Raw genomic sequence first — 16,520 nt, 5'->3', positions numbered from 1 at the left:
AGGAAGTTTATTCGTCATACGAGATTCCATGTGGCCTTTGAAAAAAATATTATAAACACATGAAAAGGCTCCTAACCATACTTACGATTAGCTTGCTTTTGCAGGCTTGCAAATGGGATAGCCCCGACACGCGATCCAAACCTTTGATCGTGGCTACTACCAGCATTCTGGCAGATGCTATTTCTGTCATAGTGGGAGATTCTGCCGATGTCCGGGCACTAATGCCTGCAGGGGTCGACCCTCATTTATACAAGGCTTCCGTCCGAGATCTGGATCTACTTACCGAAGCAGATCTGGTGATATATCATGGCTTGTACCTGGAAGGGAAAATGACTGAAATCTTTGAAAAGCTTGAATTCAGTCAGCGATTAATCAATATTTCCGAAGAGCTGCCTGAAGAAAAACTCCTCCGCTCTGGACCGGAAGCTCACAGCGTAGATCCGCATATTTGGTTTGATGTGAAGCTGTGGACGCTAGCAATGGACTACAGTGCCAAAGAATTGATTGCCTGGAAGCCTGAGTGGAAGGACTATATTCAAGAAAATTGGAAGACTTATCAAAAAGACCTTCTCGCTGCCGATCAGGAGATTCAGGAGAAGGTTTCAGAACTTCATGCTAAAGGAATGGCGCTTGTAACAGCCCATGATGCCTTTGCTTATTTTGGAGAGGCTTATGGGTTTGAAGTGAGAGGTCTTCAAGGGCTTTCCACACTAAGTGAACCAGGGCTTCGGGACTTGGGAGATTTGGCTCAATTCATCATTGATCGAAACATCAAAGCAGTTTTCGCAGAGCAGACGATATCACCGAGAGCATTGAAGGCCCTGGTAGAAGCCTGTGAGCAAAAAGGTCATCAGATCGAGTTGGCAGGCCCATTATTTACAGATAGTCTGGACGCAGCAAATACTCCTGCCGGAACCTATCTCGGCATGATTAAAACAAATTTGGAAATCATTTATCAAGCACTTGTCTCATGATCAAACAAGTAGAAAACCCCATACTGGAAATCCATGATCTGACGGTGAGTTATGATCAAAGCCCCGTGCTTTGGAATGTAGACCTGTCACTTCCTGCCGGCAAATTGATCGGTATTTTAGGACCTAATGGAGCCGGAAAATCTACGTTGATTAAATCAGTCATGGGCTTAGTGGAGCCAAGCAGTGGCTATGTGAAGCTTTTTGATCAAACGCTTGATGCTGTCCGCAACAGAATTAGCTACGTTCCCCAGCGTGAATCGGTGGACTGGAATTTCCCTGCTTCGGTTCTCGATGTAGTTTTAATGGGAACCTACGGGAAATTAGGCTTATTCCGCCGTCCGGGGAAAAAAGAAAAAACCTTAGCACTTGATTGCCTGGAAAAAGTCGGCATGACCGCATTTGTTCATCGTCAAATATCCGAACTCTCAGGAGGACAGCAGCAGCGCGTTTTTATTGCAAGGGCGCTTGCACAAGAGGCTGACTTGTATTTGATGGATGAGCCCTTCGCAGGAGTAGATATGAATACGGAGGCGGCGATTTTCCAACTTTTGCAGGAGATGAGCGCCGCTGGAAAAACAGTCGTAGTGGTTCACCATGACATTTACTCAGCAGTTAATTACTTCGATTGGTTTATTATGCTAAACCTTCACTTGGTCGCTTCAGGACCAAAAAACGAGGTAGTGACGGAAGAACTGCTTCGAAAAACTTACGGCGGAAAACTCAACCTACTTTCCAAAGTATCTGAATTGATCCGGCAGAAAGAATTTAATCCATTGAAAGGCTGATGAGCGATTTTCTCTACTTCTTTTCATTTCAAGATTCTTCCATTGCCTTTGTAGTGATGGGGATTACGCTTTTGGGGATAGGGTCTGCTTTTGTAGGCACCTTTTCCTTCTTGGACAATAAAGCCCTTTTAGGAGATGCAATCTCGCATGCGGTATTTCCGGGAATCTGTCTGGGCTTTATGCTTGCTGGAGAGAAAAACCCCTTTTACATCGTCGGAGGAGCTTTCTTGTCCGGGGCTTTGGCAACTTTTCTGAGTTCCTGGCTGAAATCAAATACCAAACTAAGTGACGACACCATCATTGCCGTAATCCTTTCCGTCTTTTTTGGGATTGGAGTTGTCTTTTTGACTGTAATTCAAAAATCAGGAAATCCTGAAATGGCTGGACTCAATCAGTTTATTTTCGGAAATGCAATCGGCATAGTAGAGCGAGACCTATGGGTCTATGGAAGCCTATCTGTTCTGATTATTGGGGTCATAGGCTTTATGCTCAAGGAATTTCAAATTCTCGTTTTCAATCCAGAATTCGGAAAGGCAGTTGGACTTCCGATGAATATGATTCGATTCGTATTTGATGTACTGCTCATTTTGTCAGTGGTAATTGGGATCCAAGCTATTGGAGTGGTTTTAATGGCAGCTTTGCTGATTACTCCGGGTACTGCAGCTAGGTTTTGGACTGATAGGTTGGGGATCTTGCTCGGCTTAGCTTCCGTTTTTGCCATCCTATCCGGAGTCTTTGGCACCTACATTTCTTACCTCCTTCCCCAAATGCCAACAGGGCCTTGGGTAGTGGTGATTCTTTCAAGTATTGCATTGATTTCCTTTCTTTTTGCTCCTAAAAAAGGTATGGTTTCCCGCTATTTCCATCGAAGGTCTTACCTGCAAAAAACGCAGCGGGACCATGTTTTGAAAAGTATTTTCAAAGCCCGAGAACTAGGACAGGAAGGCCTAACTCGTGCAGAGCTTCTAAGTCTCTACCCGCATCAGCAAAGCTCTATTAAAAATTCAATCAAAAGTTTAGAAAAAGAAGGTTTACTATTTGTAAATCAATCATTAATAAAACTGACAGAACCCGGAAAATATCAAGCCAAGCGAGTAGTTCGGCTTCATAGACTTTGGGAATCCTATCTGAATGAATACATGAATATTGCGCCCGATCACGTACATGAATCGGCTGAAAAACTCGAGCATTTGCTTACCCCTGACCTAGAAGCCATGCTGGAAAGCCGGTTGAACTTCCCGAAACTCGATCCTCACCAAGAACAAATCCCGAGAGACCATGATGAGCTTTGACCAAAACGCTTTTTTGATCATCATCACCGCTTCGATGATTGCTATTTCCTGTGGATTGCTCGGGGTATTTATGATGCTTCGCAAAATGTCTATGACAGGAGATGCGATATCGCATGCAGTGCTTCCCGGAATCGTCATCGGTTTTCTAGTTTCCGGAACTCAAAGAGGATTGGAAGTGATCATTGGTGCAGGTATCCTAGGGATCCTTGCCACCCTGATGATCGATTGGCTGCGCAAAAAGGCACGGGTTCAGCTTGATGCTTCCATCGGTATTACCTTCACCCTCTTATTCGCCATCGGAATTATTCTGATTAGCGTTTTTGCCTATCGTGTTGACCTCGACCAAGAATGTGTCCTTTATGGTGAAATTGCTTACCTGCCTATCGACCTCTGGATTAGCAGCAGCGGTCAAAGTTTTGGGCCTAGAATCATGTGGCTGGCTATTCTAAATTTACTTTTAGTAGGCGGATTTATCGCATTGTTTTATAAAGAGTTAAAGATTACAAGCTTTGATGAAAAATTTGGAATCGTCATCGGTATTCCTGCCTCAGCAATCAATCTGGGATTGATGAGTATGGTATCCTATACTACTGTCAGTAGTTTTGAAGCTGTGGGAGCAATTCTTGTCGTAGCACTATTGGTAGTACCACCTGCTACTGCCTACCTTTGGACCAGAGATTTGCGCCCACTAATCCAATTAACCATACTTACCGGAGTCCTGGTTTCGGTGGTTGGCTATTATTTGGCCTACCTTTTCGATTCCTCGATAGCAGGTATGATGGTGACCGTAGCAGGTATAATCTTCTTTTTATCTGTAATTTTCACTCACAAAAAGTTTAAATTCACCTTGGGAACCCAAAAAGAAACACAGCCGTTTAGTTCGTAATATGCAAAAGTTAATTCTCACCCTTGGATTGCTGTTTTTTGCTTCCATCGGTTTCTCACAAGATCAAATTACCTGGCTCAAATTTGAGGAAGCAGTAGCTGCCAATCAGTCTGACCCAAAAATGCTTTTGGTGGATGTCTACACAGATTGGTGTGGTTGGTGTAAAAAAATGGACAAAGAGACTTTCACTGATCCAGAAGTAGTCAAATACGTCAATGAAAATTTTTACGCGGTCAAATTGAACGCAGAGGACACCAAGCGAACCTTTGACTTTATGGGAAAGAAGTTTAGCGAAGCCCAACTCGCTGCGGCTATGCGCGTTCGCTCCTACCCTAATTTTGTGGTCATTGAGCCTACCCTTCAGAATATCGCACAACTTCCGGGTTATAGACCGGCAGATGCATTTCTAGAAGGAATCAACGAGTTGATTGAAAAGGCATTCCGCCCGAAACTATGAGTTTTTCACTAGCAGAACGCGATGATACTATCATTGCCTTAGCTACCCCGCAGGGAGTAGGTGCCATTGCGGTCATTCGCCTTTCAGGCAAAAACGCCATATCATTGACAAATCAGGTTTTTCACGGTAAAAACCTTGAAAAACAAGCTAGCCATACCATTCATTTTGGCACTATCCGGGATGGAGATCGGGTAATTGATGAAGTGCTGGTTTCGATTTTCATCGCTCCAAAATCATTTACCAAAGAAAACGTAGTGGAGATTTCCACTCACGGATCTTCCTATATCATCAATCAGGTCATCCGATTATTTATCAAACTCGGGGCAAGACCAGCCAAACCTGGGGAATTTACCCAACGGGCATTCTTGCACGGTCAGTTTGACCTTGCGCAAGCCGAGGCAGTAGCAGACCTGATTCATGCGGACTCAGAAGCATCCCATGCAGCCGCACTCAATCAAATGAGAGGAGGCTTTTCATCGGAGATTCAGGAACTTCGTGCCCAACTCATCCATTTTGCCTCCATGATTGAGCTCGAGCTTGATTTCACCGAAGAGGATGTGGAGTTTGCCAGTCGGGATGATTTGCGGGTGTTAGTGGAGCGGCTTTTACGAGTGGTGGAGGAACTAATTTTAAGCTTTGATCTAGGAAATGTGATCAAAAATGGAGTTCCGACAGTGATTGCAGGCAAACCAAATGCAGGCAAGTCTACCCTGCTCAATGCCCTTTTGAATGAGGAAAAAGCCATCGTATCGGATATCGCAGGGACAACCCGGGATTTTATAGAGGATGAAATCAACATCGGAGGAGTGATTTTCCGCTTTATCGATACTGCTGGACTTCGTGAAACCACAGATGCTATCGAGAAGATTGGGGTAAGCAGGACACAGGAAAAAATGAAAACTGCTTCCTTGATCCTTTACCTTTTTGACTTGAGCGATACTGACTTGATCGAAATCAACCGGGATATCAATAAGTTGGAAAATCTTGGCGTACCCTTTTTGAAAGTAGCCAATAAAACAGATAAGGCTAAAGAAAATATTATCAGTGAGTTAACTGAGAAGCATCCGGATACTATTTTTATTTCAGCTGGCAAAAAAGAAAATCTTGATTCACTAAAAGCCAGAATCCTTGAGCTTGTCAATTTGGATAAATTCAAAACTGGAAACACGGTGGTGACCAATATTCGGCATTATGATAGCCTGACTAAAACCAGAGAATCCCTGCTAGATGTATTGGGTGGTTTGGATCAGGAAGTCACCAATGATTTCCTTGCCATGGATATCCGTCGATCCCTTCATTTCCTCGGAGAGATTACGGGAGAGATCACCACCGACGACCTTTTAGCCAATATTTTCTCGAAGTTTTGCATCGGAAAGTAATTACTTTTCGAATAGTACGCTAAACCCTTCTTTTACTTACTTTTAGGCTGTTTTTACTTCCTTTTCTTGTTGCTAAATTTCCTATTTTTTCCTATCTTTCGTTTCTAATTTGTTGCTGACCAATCAATATTTGTTGTTAGCAACAAATTTTTAAGATCGAGGCGAGATGATGTTACATAGAGATACATCCTGATACAAAGGGATACACTCTGAGACAGAAACAAGCCGAAAAAGGAAACACCATGAGCAGCAACATTCGAGTTCCCAAAATCTGTCAGCATTGCGGTACTGAGTTTATCGCCAAGACTACTGTGACCAAATTTTGTGGTGATAACTGTGCCAAGCGTGCCTACAAGAAACGCAAGAGAGATCAGAAGGTGCAGGAGATTGCCCCTACTGCAGTACAGAAACAAGAATACAATCAGGAGCAAGTCAGAGACAAAGACTTTCTAAGTATTGCCGAAACCTGCAAACTACTTGGTGCAAGTAGAATGACCCTGTACCGTCAAATCAAGAACGGGAAAATACAAGCTGCAAAAATTGGGAGCCGAACCATTATCAAGAGAGAAGAAATCGAAAAACTGTTTCAGGGATGAAAGTAACACTAAGAAAACGCAATCAAGGTGGCAAGACCAGTCTATACCTCGACTACTACCACAAAGGGAAAAGGAAGACGGAATACCTCAAATTATACCTTTCTCCCAATGCAAAGACCAAAGAGGAAAAGGAAGTTAACAAAAAGACCCTTCAATTGGCTGAGACTATTAGAGCACAGCGACAAATCGAAATCCAAAACGGTGTATATGGATTCAGAGATAATGAGAAATTGAAAGGCAGCTTCCTTGCATACATTGAGCTACTGGCTAACCAGAGGCAGGATAGCCCTGGCAATTACGGCAATTGGACAAGTATGCTGAAACATCTAAAGGCTTTCTGTTCCTATGAGGTATCCTTCTCAGATATTGACCGACAGTTTATTCAGGATTTCAAATACTACCTTGATAAGAAGGCTATTGCACATGGTGACCAGAAACTATCTCAAAATTCTAAGTACTCCTACTTTAACAAGCTGCGAGCAGCTTTAAAGCAAGCAGTGAAAGACGGTATTCTACCTACCAACCCAAGTGAAGGAGTTGACGCCTTTAAACAAGGTGAACCTGAAAGAGAATTTCTGACTTTGGAGGAACTGCAAGCAGCAGCCAATACGGAATGTGAAATACCTCAGATGAAAACGGCATTCATATTTTCATGCCTTACTGGTTTGCGGTGGTCAGACATTAATAAGCTACTCTGGTCAGAGGTGCAGCACTCAAATGATAACGGGTATTACATCCGATTCAGACAAAAGAAAACCAAGGGAGCAGAAACCCTCCCTATTTCAGAACAAGCCTTTGGCTTGCTCGGTGAAAGGCAAGCTCCAGAAGAGCGAGTATTCAAAGGATTGAAATACTCTGCATGGCATAACCTGAAATTGCAACAATGGATGATGAAAGCTGGTATCTCCAAAACCATCACTTTCCATTGTGCCCGTCATACCTATGCCACTTTGCAGCTTACGGCAGGAACTGATATTTACACAGTCTCAAAGCTCTTAGGCCATAAGGAATTGAAGACCACCCAAGTCTATGCCAAAATCATAGATGAAAAGAAACAGGAAGCAGCCAACAAAATCAAACTTGACCTATGAGCAATCAAACCAAATTACTTGACGACATCCTGTACCAAGAGCTTCGCCCTTGGTTAGGAAAAAACAGCCTTGATCAAAAGTATGCTTCCAAACTCAGTAGCGTAAAGGAAGCCTCCACAGATTTTCAATTCAAATATGAAATCAGCTTTCACAGGCCATTCGATCACAAAACAAAGTACTATTCCAAACTAATATTGAATAATGTCAAATCAGAATGTGTCAGGCTTGTCGAGCTGATCAAGGAGGACAACAACGAAAACTTAATCAAGTATTGGCTTGAAGACACACTTAACAAGCGGATTAAAACACGTTTAAAAGACCTTGGAAAGCTCATTAAAGAAAAGGACTATGCACTGACGTACATAGATCCTAAAAAAACATCCTTTGAATTAGACCAAACTCACAAGGCAAACACATTCATCTTACAGCTTCTAAAGCTTGCATACATGCAGCTTTACTTAGAAATCCAAAATGCTTTCAGCACTTGGATAGAAGATCAATTCATACTGGAGGACTTTTACAGCCAACTACTTTTAGAACCTGTCCCGGACAAACATTTCTTGAAACCAGTTCAAGTAATTGAAGTTGAATCCAAACCATTACCAGCAGCCAAAACGGAAACCGCAGCAACGGCAAATTCATTTCATTCATTTACCTACAAGCAGCTAAACACCAACCCAGATAAATTGACCGATTTATGGGATAGCCTAAAGCTGAATCATTTCATTAGCAAATCCACAACCCTACTCAACTTCAAAAAGGTATTCTCAGGAGGTGAAATCAAAACACCTATAGAATGGACAGGAAATATCAGCGAGCTATTCTATTTCATTAAGCTGATATACTCAGAACATAAGTTGGTGGATGATCTAAAGCAAAAGCAATGGGAAGTGACTTGCCTATGCTTCGTTGATACTGATGGGAATTCCTTTGACAGGTCAAAGTTCAGGTCTTTAAAAAGACCGAACCTGACAGGAGATAAAATAGAAAAGGCAGTTTCGCACCTGATATAGTCCACTCTGCACTATACTCCTTTTATCTTTTTTCTGTTTTTGTTTAGTCCTCTTTTACCTTAAAAGTGGACTATCAATTTTTACAGCCCACTCTGCACTCTGCACTCTACACTGCACCATGCTTTAGAGCCTCATAACGCCCCTTTTAGCCTCCTACTTTAGCATCGTATTCGACAATCGGATATGACTTTTGGCCAAGAGTCCATTCATTAATTCTTAATACGATTTAAGATGGACGAAATAATTGAACGTCTTGAAAATCTCCAACGCCTAATTGAGAGCCAGGGGATTTACACGAAAGAAGTTTTAAACTTCAATGAGGCTTGCCAGTACTTGGAGCTTTCACAGTCACACTTATACAAGTTGACAAGTGGAGGTAATATTCCACACTACAAGCCAAACGGAAAGAAGCTCTATTTCAAGAGAACGGAGTTAGAAAGCTGGTTGCTTCGCAACCGCAATTCTACTCAGGAAGAAATAGACCGCAGAGCTGCGGATTACCTAATCAAAAAAGGGAGGGTAAAGCTATGACAGAGGTTTTCGATATGCTCTTGACAGTAGCTCAAGACATAAAAACAATCAAAGCATACCTCCTCAATTTCCATAAGTCACGATTGGAGCAATTCAGTGACGAATGGATTGATGGTCAGGTAGTGATGCAAACGCTGCACATTAGCAAAAGAACCCTTCAATCCCTTCGGGATAGTGGGGTTCTTCCCTACAGCCGAATCAATGGCAAGTTCTATTACAAAGTTTCTGATATGGAAGCTTTACTGGAATCCAACTACTCACCTTCAAAATCAAAGCATTATGGAGATCAGTAGAGAAGCCATTTTGAGAAAGACACATTACGGCTTGAATATCTATGCCCATGTATTACGCCACTACTATCAGGGTGAAACAGTCCTATCCCTTTCGGGACGGGACTGCAAACCTGCTAAGAATCCTTTCAATGCGGACAAGCCCACATTGATGGTTAAAGTAGTTGACGGCATTGCTACACACACAGATACAGAAGAAGCCATTGCACAGGGCAATATCTTTGATTTTGCTTCATTGCATTTCAGCCTCGAAGGGCAAGCCCTTCTCGAAAAGATCAATGAAGAACTATACCTGAGAATTGGCAAGGAAAGAGGTTTTTATCATCAAGAGGAAACGCAACCTGCGGTTGCTATTCCTGAAGTTCAAAAGCCTACACCGCCAGTATTCAGCTATTTCAAAAAGCCTGTTTCTAATGTGAAACCAAGTCGCCAAGTCTCCTTGATTGAGGTGTACCATCTCATCAAAGGCAATGATTTTGCTTCGTGTACAAGTACACTTCGCAACATCTCAGAGCCAAAAGATGCCCGAAAATACAAGGCTCAAAACTTCGATTATGTGACCTTCTCAGGCTCATTCTCTAAGCGGAATGATGCAAACCTCCAAAGACATTCAGGTTTGCTTACAATCGATTTTGACCACATTGAGGACATCCCAACGCTCAAGCAATCATTACTCGATGACCATTATTTTGAAACGGAGCTACTGTTTGTATCTCCTTCAGGTGATGGGTTGAAATGGGTAATACCGATTGACTTGACACAGGCAAAACACCAGGACTATTTCAAGGCAGTGGCAAACTACGTTTCCCACACCTATCAATTAGAAGTAGACCAGTCAGGAAAGGACATTTCAAGAGCATGTTTCCTTCCGCACGATACAGAAATATTCATCAACCCTAAATACATATAGGTTATGGAGCGAAAAACATTCAATCCGTTGGAATGGCTTGATAAGCCAGGGCAGCAAGTAAAAGTTACAGAGCAAAGCAAATACAATACAAGTACACAACTCGAAGAAGTTGAACGAATCATTCAAGGCATTGAGGCCAGCCACATAGATGTCACCTCCGCTTACAGCGATTGGGTAAACATCGGCTTTGCCTTTGCGGATGAGTTTGGTGAGACAGGTAGAAACCTGTTTCACCGTGTTAGTCAATATCATCCTGAGTATTCCACACAGGAATGCGACAAGCAGTTTGATAATTGCATGAAGGCAAGGGGTCAGGGAGTTTCCCTGAAAACCTTCTTCTATCATGCCAAGGAAGCAGGAATACCACTGACTACACCAAAGCAGGAAAGACAAGCCTACAGCCCTGCAAGCAGGTCTGAGAATCATAGCAAGAATCTCAATACTCAGGCAGAAATCAAGAAAGAACCGGAACAAATGCCAACCTTTTCTGATTCCTTATTTCCTGAACTTCCTGAGTTTTTGCAAAAGGTAATACAGATAGCCACTTCCAATGAGGAAAGGGATATTCTACTCCTTGGCTCCTTAGTGGCTATTAGTGCTTGTTTACCCAAAGTGTCAGGTATTTATGATGGCAAGCGTGTCTATTCCAATCTGTTTCTATTCATTACCGCCCAAGCCTCGGCAGGTAAAGGTCGTTTGGTGCATTGTCGCCAACTAGTGAATCCAGTACACAAAGAGTTCAGGGAGCAAGCCAAACTCCACAAGCAACATTACGAACTGGAATTGGCTGAATACAACGCCAACAAAGGGAAAGTTGAAGGAATAGAGAAACCCGAGAAGCCACCCGAAAAGATGCTCTTTATCCCCGCCAATAACAGCTCCACAGGAGCTTATCAATTATTGGGTGATAGTGACGGTAAAGGACTGATATTTGAAACTGAGGGTGACACACTTGCACATGCTTTTAAGAGCGATTACGGCAATTATAGTGACGGCTTTAGAAAAGCCTTTCACCATGAGACTATTTCCTATTATCGCAGGACAGACCGTGAATATGTGGACATAGAAAGCCCTTGTCTTTCTACTGTCTTGTCAGGTACGCCCAAGCAAGTAGCAGCACTAATCCCGAATGCAGAAAACGGCTTATTCAGCCGTTTCATATTCTATTACATGAATGTTCGGCCAGTGTGGAAGAATGTATTTGCTTCGCAAACTACCAATGGATTAGATGACTACTTTGATGCGTTAGGAAATGAGTTCTTTAACCTTTACAGTTCGTTGAAAGCTGGACAGGATGTTCAATTCTTTCTCACCGCTGACCAGCAAGACCAATTCAATCAGTTCTTTGGTCAGATACAAGAAAAGTATATGAGCATTCAAGGAATCGACTACATGGCAACCATCCGAAGGTTGGGATTGATTGCCTATCGTTTCTGCATGATATTCTCCGCTTTGCGGATCATGGAGACTGGTGAAACATCATCAAAGATGATTTGTGAAGAAAGAGACTTTCAAGCTTCGCTTGCAATGGTCAAAGTGTTGGTAAAGCATTCGAGTAAAGTATTTGCAGAACTCCCGGAAGACGTACAGAAACCTACTCGATTAAATAGGAAAGAGAAATTCTTGAATAAGCTACCCAAACACTTCAACCGTCAAAAGTACCTTGAAGTGGCAGCAGCTTTGAGCATTCCTCACAAAACGGCAGAGGGCTATATCACTGACTTCTGCAAATCAGGTCTGCTTCACCGTGAGTCTCAGGACAACTACATAAACACCTCGATTGAGGATACTCAGGATTCTGAGGATGCTAAGGAAAATTAATCCTTGGTATCCTCCATTTCCTTAAAATCCTGAAACATTAAATCCACAAATCTACCTACTTCGTTTCTTCTTTTTCTTTCCTATATTTGGCATTATTTGTCAAGTAATATATTGCCAACATGGATAACTTCGGTTCTAGACTGAAAGCATTAAGAACAAAACAAGGGCTATTAATGCGACAAGTCGCTGCTGCTACAGATGTGGACACCTCTATGATAAGCAAGTTTGAGAATGGTGATCGACTTCCAACAAGAAAACAAATTGAAAAGCTCGCTTTGATTTTAAAGGTTACAGAAGAGGAATTACTCGTTCAAGCATATAGTGAAAAAATTGCATACGATTTAATCAAAGAACCGCTAGCTGAGGAAATTGTCGAATTGGCATTAAAAAAATTACAATTAAAAAAATGAACTAACCAAACAGTACATCTTTATGCCTAGCCATTGTTTCAACATACTAACATTCAATCACCCGAGCGAATCGCTCACCTTCTATTTTTCCGAGAAGGAGCAAGAAGGAACCACACGAATCCATAAATCATTGGTTCCTAATGAGGTCGTTAATAGATTTGGTGAACAGGAGCATTACTACACTTCATTTTGCCAAGAAAAAGAAGGATTCATTCCGGTCACAAAACCAACTTCTCCAACATTTAAGCAAATTATTACGGAAGAAGGGATTGAAAAATCTGTTCAAGTTTCTGATTCGGCTTTCTCCTCACGTATTCTAAAAAGGTATTATAACTCGTTAATCCATAACCACTTCAAATCAAAAGGCTGTTTGGTAAAGCCTAATTTTGTGAGGGATACAGAAGTTTGGCTAAAAAGTGATGACCAAGACAAAGAAGGGCTTTATAAAACCTTCGATAAATTTACGCTGAGAGTCCAATTCAAAACCGTATCAAAGGAACTTGAATTACTAGTGACATTTGAAGGCAAGTCTAAGATTTTTAAAACTCCTGTATCGTCCTTATTTGAAGAAGTACCTCAGAAAGCTTTCAATTGGGTTGTTTTTGATAGATGCCTTTACCACTATGATGAATTACCAGAAGAGGCAAGAAGGCAGTATGATCATGTTTATCCAGTATGGAATTTTGACATTCGTGATGCACTCCACCAGTCCACTGAAGCACCTGACAAAACCAACAAATACAAAAAATTCAAAACTGCAATAGATAAATTTTACCGCCAATACCTGAATACTTCAGAGTTCAAAGCAATTATTCCATTGACTTCTAATGGCTTTATTGAGGTAGATGAAAAAAGAATAGGTTCAGTAGAAAAGGCAAGTAATAAACTAATCTTTGGTGAGCAAAATCTTCATGTTGTCCCTTTCAGTGGAATATCTAAACACGGGCCATTTGCGCTTAGTCCAGCAGTAAAAATCCATTTCTTTTTCATTCTTCATGAAGATGATAGAGAAGTGGCTGCTACTATTCATCGTTACCTTAATGGTGATTTCTCAACATTCAAAGGCCTTACCAAATTCATAAGTACACCATATCATCCAGACAAAAACTTAGCAATCTATTTCAATAACAGAGAGAATCCTTGGCCAGAACTCTACGACCAAATCAACGATAAAGACTTTGACCCGGACATTCAGCATTTAGCAATATACATAAGCCCAATAAGCAAGAATGTACCTGTCAAATCACAACGGTTAGTTTATTATAAGTTGAAAGAACTTCTTCTAAAAAAAGGCGTGTCCTCTCAGGTTATTGACCCCGAAAAGGTAATTACCAACGACAAGTATCATTACAGCCTTCCGAATATTGCTATTGCGATTCTCGCAAAGCTCAATGGCATTCCTTGGAGATTAAACACCAAGCCAAAAAACGAACTTGTAGTAGGTGTAGGTGCTTTCAAACATACTGATATTGACGTTCAATATATTGGTAGTGCTTTTAGCTTCTCTAATACAGGAAAATTTAATCGCTTTGAATGTTTTCAGAAAGACCAGACAAAAGAGTTGGCAGGTTCAATTCTGAGAGCAGTTAAGGATTATGTCAGCGTAAATTCTGGCATCAGTCGCCTTATAATCCATTTTTTCAAAGAAATGAGTAAAGATGAGGTTGAGCCGATTGAAAAAGGATTGAAGGAATTGGAATTGAAAATCCCAGTCTTTATAGTAACAATCAACAAAACAGAATCCTCCGATATTGTTGCCTTCGATATGGGTTGGAAAGATTTGATGCCTGTAAGCGGTACATTTATCAAATTGGGCTACAATCGATTTTTGCTTTTCAATAATACCAGGTACCCTGATTCGGAATTTAATTACCATGATGGTTACTCATTCCCTGTAAAACTGAAAATCACTTGCTCAAATCCTGAATTGGTTGAAGAATACAAAACTGTAAAAGAGCTTATCGACCAAGTTTACCAATTCAGCCGCATGTACTGGAAATCAGTAAGACAACAAAATTTGCCCGTAACAATCAAGTACCCTGAAATGGTGGCAGAAATGCTCCCCTACTTTGAAGGCAACGAGATTCCTGATTACGGAAAAGACAATCTTTGGTTTTTATGATCACTTCGACAACCATATATATCAAAAACATGGTCTGTCCTCGCTGTATAATGTCAGTGAAGTCCATTTTACAAGACCTTTCCATTCAATTCAATAATATCGCTTTAGGTCAAGTGGAAATGGCGGAAGAAATGACAAAGTATCAACGTGCATTATTAGAGGAACGTCTTCTTGCAGTAGGTTTTGAATTGCTCGAGCCGGGCAAGTCAGCCATCATATCGAAAATAAAGACCGTGGTAATTGAACAGATTCATTACTCAAACGAGCCAATTTCTGTCAATTTCTCAAACCTTATCTCCAACAAACTTCATCATGAATATGCTTACCTAAGTCGTCTATTCTCTTCAATTGAAGGTATCACCATCGAAAAATTCATTGCCAAGCAAAAAATCGAAAAAGTGAAGGAACTTTTGTTCTATGATCAAATGTCCCTTTCTCAAATTGCACTTGACATGAATTACAGTAGTGTCTCTCATCTTTCAGCACAATTCAAGAAGGAAACAGGAATGACTCCTACTCAGTTTAAGTCGCAGGCTAATCCAAATAGAAAATCGCTGGATGATCTTCAATCTTAATTTCACAAATCAAAGTCAAAATTATGTAAAGCATTTATGCAGCCCAATGACCAATTTTGTATCTGTAATAATCAAGTATTGATCTATGATAACGAAAACATACAAAATTGAAGGAATGACTTGCGGTGGATGTGTTGCAAGTGTCAAAAAACAACTCGATGAATCTGATTCAATTTCAGACGCTAATATCCGACTTGACTTTCCTCAAGCTAAAATTTCATTTGTAAACGAGTTAGGAATTGAAACACTCCAATCAATCATTAATAAGGCTGGTAATTATACCATCAAGCTAAATGGGTCGGAAACACAAAACACGGAGTTATCACTTCCTGAAAAGAATGTCCGCACCTTCAAACCATTGTTACTTATTGTAGGTTTTATAGCCGTAGTAAGTGCATTGACTCAATTTCCATTCTCTTCCTTTTCAGGCATGTTATGGATGCGCCATTTTATGGCTGGCTTCTTTATTGTTTTTGCATTTTTCAAATTATTGAACCTTCAAGGGTTTGCCAACTCGTATAGCATGTACGACATTGTAGCTGCTAAATGGAAATCTTGGGGTTATGTTTACCCATTTGTTGAGTTGGCTCTCGGGCTTCTATACCTTACTAATATTGCACCATTAGCCACCAATATTAGTACAGCGTTAATCTTAGGAATAAGTAGTATTGGAGTGATAAAAAGCAACTTGAATAAGAAAAAGATTAAATGCGCCTGTTTAGGGGATGTTTTCAATTTACCAATGAGCACAGTTACTATTGTTGAAGACCTATCAATGGTCGGCATGTCTCTGATTATGCTCTTTCAATACCAAATCATATAAAGAAAAGTCAAAATTTTATAAAAGTTCCTTCTTTTAATTTCCTATTTTTGCTTTAGGTGAAAAGAATAATCTCCATATCGCTCTCTTTGCTCATGTTGGTTTCCAACGTGGGTTTCTCTATGAACACCCACTTTTGCGGTGGTGAAGCGGTTGAGACCTCTTTTTCAATCGGGCTTCATAATCCTGATTGCGGTATGCCCGACATGGATAGAGATTGCGAAACCATTCCATCCACTGAAGAACAAGTAAAATCGAAACCTTGCTGCGAAAATCAGCATCAGTTAATTCAGTTAGATGAGAACGCTGATTTACAAGCCTTCTCAACTGAGGTTAACCCGACTTTCTTCGTTGCTTTTGTTCATTCGTTTGTTCAGCCGATTCTATTTGCTGATCAAGCTTTTGTTCATAACACTTATTACTCTCCTCCCATACCTGATAAGGATATTCAAGTCCTTTTTCAGACCTTTTTAATTTAATCCGCATAGTACAATTTGATGTTCCTGGTCTTGTGACTATGGAGCATAGTGGCATTTCCTGCCATTGAACGATACTTTTCTGTTCAATC

Annotated in this window: 18 protein-coding genes; all 18 read left to right on the top strand. The window is 41.0% G+C overall.

Going from position 1 to position 16,520, the window contains the following annotated elements; all coding sequences use genetic code 11:
* Positions 1 to 59 precede the first annotated feature (59 nt).
* Positions 60 to 974 carry a metal ABC transporter solute-binding protein, Zn/Mn family gene (locus CDH51_RS01320; RefSeq protein WP_100626902.1) on the top strand — a complete coding sequence of 305 codons (915 nt, stop codon included), beginning with the start codon at positions 60 to 62 and terminating at the stop codon, positions 972 to 974.
* Positions 971 to 1,759 carry a metal ABC transporter ATP-binding protein gene (locus CDH51_RS01315; protein ID WP_100626901.1) on the top strand — a complete coding sequence of 263 codons (789 nt, stop codon included), beginning with the start codon at positions 971 to 973 and terminating at the stop codon, positions 1,757 to 1,759. Before CDH51_RS01320 ends, CDH51_RS01315 begins: the two co-directional genes overlap by 4 nt.
* Positions 1,759 to 3,051 carry a metal ABC transporter permease gene (locus CDH51_RS01310; RefSeq protein ID WP_100626900.1) on the top strand — a complete coding sequence of 431 codons (1,293 nt, stop codon included), beginning with the start codon at positions 1,759 to 1,761 and terminating at the stop codon, positions 3,049 to 3,051. The genes CDH51_RS01315 and CDH51_RS01310 overlap by 1 nt, the downstream gene beginning before the upstream one ends.
* On the top strand, positions 3,038 to 3,937 hold the full coding sequence (locus CDH51_RS01305; RefSeq protein ID WP_317045916.1) for a metal ABC transporter permease: 900 nt from the start codon (positions 3,038 to 3,040) through the stop codon (positions 3,935 to 3,937). The genes CDH51_RS01310 and CDH51_RS01305 overlap by 14 nt, the downstream gene beginning before the upstream one ends.
* A gap of 1 nt (position 3,938) precedes the next feature.
* Positions 3,939 to 4,394 (top strand): thioredoxin family protein, encoded by a 456-nt coding sequence (locus CDH51_RS01300; RefSeq protein ID WP_024282511.1) that lies wholly within the window; start codon positions 3,939 to 3,941, stop codon positions 4,392 to 4,394.
* On the top strand, positions 4,391 to 5,773 hold the full coding sequence (gene mnmE, locus CDH51_RS01295) for a tRNA uridine-5-carboxymethylaminomethyl(34) synthesis GTPase MnmE (RefSeq protein WP_100626898.1): 1,383 nt from the start codon (positions 4,391 to 4,393) through the stop codon (positions 5,771 to 5,773). The genes CDH51_RS01300 and mnmE overlap by 4 nt, the downstream gene beginning before the upstream one ends.
* Positions 5,774 to 6,015: 242 nt before the next feature.
* A complete protein-coding gene (locus CDH51_RS01290) occupies positions 6,016 to 6,369 on the top strand; it encodes a helix-turn-helix domain-containing protein (RefSeq protein WP_073093948.1) in 354 nt (117 codons plus the stop codon).
* Complete coding sequence (locus tag CDH51_RS01285) at positions 6,366 to 7,460, top strand: site-specific integrase (RefSeq protein WP_014022280.1); 1,095 nt, start codon at positions 6,366 to 6,368, stop codon at positions 7,458 to 7,460. The genes CDH51_RS01290 and CDH51_RS01285 overlap by 4 nt, the downstream gene beginning before the upstream one ends.
* A complete protein-coding gene (locus tag CDH51_RS01280) occupies positions 7,457 to 8,473 on the top strand; it encodes a hypothetical protein (protein WP_014022281.1) in 1,017 nt (338 codons plus the stop codon). Before CDH51_RS01285 ends, CDH51_RS01280 begins: the two co-directional genes overlap by 4 nt.
* A 231-nt stretch (positions 8,474 to 8,704) precedes the next feature.
* Positions 8,705 to 9,004 carry a helix-turn-helix domain-containing protein gene (locus CDH51_RS01275; RefSeq protein ID WP_014022282.1) on the top strand — a complete coding sequence of 100 codons (300 nt, stop codon included), beginning with the start codon at positions 8,705 to 8,707 and terminating at the stop codon, positions 9,002 to 9,004.
* On the top strand, positions 9,001 to 9,297 hold the full coding sequence (locus CDH51_RS01270; protein WP_100626897.1) for a helix-turn-helix domain-containing protein: 297 nt from the start codon (positions 9,001 to 9,003) through the stop codon (positions 9,295 to 9,297). The genes CDH51_RS01275 and CDH51_RS01270 overlap by 4 nt, the downstream gene beginning before the upstream one ends.
* Entirely contained in the window at positions 9,284 to 10,204 is a 921-nt protein-coding gene (locus tag CDH51_RS01265; protein ID WP_100626896.1) for a BT4734/BF3469 family protein, read from the top strand. Before CDH51_RS01270 ends, CDH51_RS01265 begins: the two co-directional genes overlap by 14 nt.
* A gap of 3 nt (positions 10,205 to 10,207) precedes the next feature.
* On the top strand, positions 10,208 to 12,025 hold the full coding sequence (locus tag CDH51_RS01260; protein WP_100626895.1) for a DUF3987 domain-containing protein: 1,818 nt from the start codon (positions 10,208 to 10,210) through the stop codon (positions 12,023 to 12,025).
* 119 nt (positions 12,026 to 12,144) lie between these two features.
* Positions 12,145 to 12,435: a helix-turn-helix domain-containing protein gene (locus CDH51_RS01255; RefSeq protein ID WP_073093954.1), complete on the top strand. Its 291-nt coding sequence runs from the start codon at positions 12,145 to 12,147 to the stop codon at positions 12,433 to 12,435.
* A gap of 130 nt (positions 12,436 to 12,565) precedes the next feature.
* Positions 12,566 to 14,557, top strand: a complete 1,992-nt coding sequence (locus CDH51_RS01250; protein ID WP_157807019.1) for a Piwi domain-containing protein — start codon at positions 12,566 to 12,568, stop codon at positions 14,555 to 14,557.
* A complete protein-coding gene (locus tag CDH51_RS01245; protein WP_198514242.1) occupies positions 14,554 to 15,132 on the top strand; it encodes a helix-turn-helix domain-containing protein in 579 nt (192 codons plus the stop codon). Before CDH51_RS01250 ends, CDH51_RS01245 begins: the two co-directional genes overlap by 4 nt.
* Before the next feature lie 85 nt (positions 15,133 to 15,217).
* The gene (locus CDH51_RS01240) at positions 15,218 to 15,955 is read left to right on the top strand and encodes a heavy-metal-associated domain-containing protein (protein ID WP_232724721.1); all 738 of its coding nucleotides are present in this window, start codon (positions 15,218 to 15,220) and stop codon (positions 15,953 to 15,955) included.
* Between the two features lie 56 nt (positions 15,956 to 16,011).
* Complete coding sequence (locus tag CDH51_RS01235; RefSeq protein ID WP_449353824.1) at positions 16,012 to 16,431, top strand: HYC_CC_PP family protein; 420 nt, start codon at positions 16,012 to 16,014, stop codon at positions 16,429 to 16,431.
* Positions 16,432 to 16,520 lie beyond the last annotated feature (89 nt).

Origin of the sequence: Algoriphagus formosus, from assembly GCF_002807035.1 — a bacterium.
GTDB classification, from domain to species: domain Bacteria; phylum Bacteroidota; class Bacteroidia; order Cytophagales; family Cyclobacteriaceae; genus Algoriphagus; species Algoriphagus formosus.
Note: the sequence above shows the minus strand (reverse complement) of the source record. Positions and strands in the feature narration are given on the sequence as shown.

Bases quoted from the DNA above. Each gene is read 5' to 3' on its own strand.
- CDH51_RS01285 (WP_014022280.1), top strand. From the start codon at position 6,366: ATGAAAGTAACACTAAGAAAACGCAATCAAGGTGGCAAGACCAGTCTA.
- CDH51_RS01305 (WP_317045916.1), top strand. From the start codon at position 3,038: ATGATGAGCTTTGACCAAAACGCTTTTTTGATCATCATCACCGCTTCG.
- CDH51_RS01275 (WP_014022282.1), top strand. From the start codon at position 8,705: ATGGACGAAATAATTGAACGTCTTGAAAATCTCCAACGCCTAATTGAG.
- CDH51_RS01320 (WP_100626902.1), top strand. From the start codon at position 60: ATGAAAAGGCTCCTAACCATACTTACGATTAGCTTGCTTTTGCAGGCT.
- CDH51_RS01315 (WP_100626901.1), top strand. From the start codon at position 971: ATGATCAAACAAGTAGAAAACCCCATACTGGAAATCCATGATCTGACG.
- CDH51_RS01270 (WP_100626897.1), top strand. From the start codon at position 9,001: ATGACAGAGGTTTTCGATATGCTCTTGACAGTAGCTCAAGACATAAAA.
- CDH51_RS01240 (WP_232724721.1), top strand. From the start codon at position 15,218: ATGATAACGAAAACATACAAAATTGAAGGAATGACTTGCGGTGGATGT.
- mnmE (WP_100626898.1), top strand. From the start codon at position 4,391: ATGAGTTTTTCACTAGCAGAACGCGATGATACTATCATTGCCTTAGCT.
- CDH51_RS01245 (WP_198514242.1), top strand. From the start codon at position 14,554: ATGATCACTTCGACAACCATATATATCAAAAACATGGTCTGTCCTCGC.
- CDH51_RS01300 (WP_024282511.1), top strand. From the start codon at position 3,939: ATGCAAAAGTTAATTCTCACCCTTGGATTGCTGTTTTTTGCTTCCATC.
- CDH51_RS01290 (WP_073093948.1), top strand. From the start codon at position 6,016: ATGAGCAGCAACATTCGAGTTCCCAAAATCTGTCAGCATTGCGGTACT.
- CDH51_RS01280 (WP_014022281.1), top strand. From the start codon at position 7,457: ATGAGCAATCAAACCAAATTACTTGACGACATCCTGTACCAAGAGCTT.
- CDH51_RS01310 (WP_100626900.1), top strand. From the start codon at position 1,759: ATGAGCGATTTTCTCTACTTCTTTTCATTTCAAGATTCTTCCATTGCC.
- CDH51_RS01260 (WP_100626895.1), top strand. From the start codon at position 10,208: ATGGAGCGAAAAACATTCAATCCGTTGGAATGGCTTGATAAGCCAGGG.
- CDH51_RS01265 (WP_100626896.1), top strand. From the start codon at position 9,284: ATGGAGATCAGTAGAGAAGCCATTTTGAGAAAGACACATTACGGCTTG.
- CDH51_RS01255 (WP_073093954.1), top strand. From the start codon at position 12,145: ATGGATAACTTCGGTTCTAGACTGAAAGCATTAAGAACAAAACAAGGG.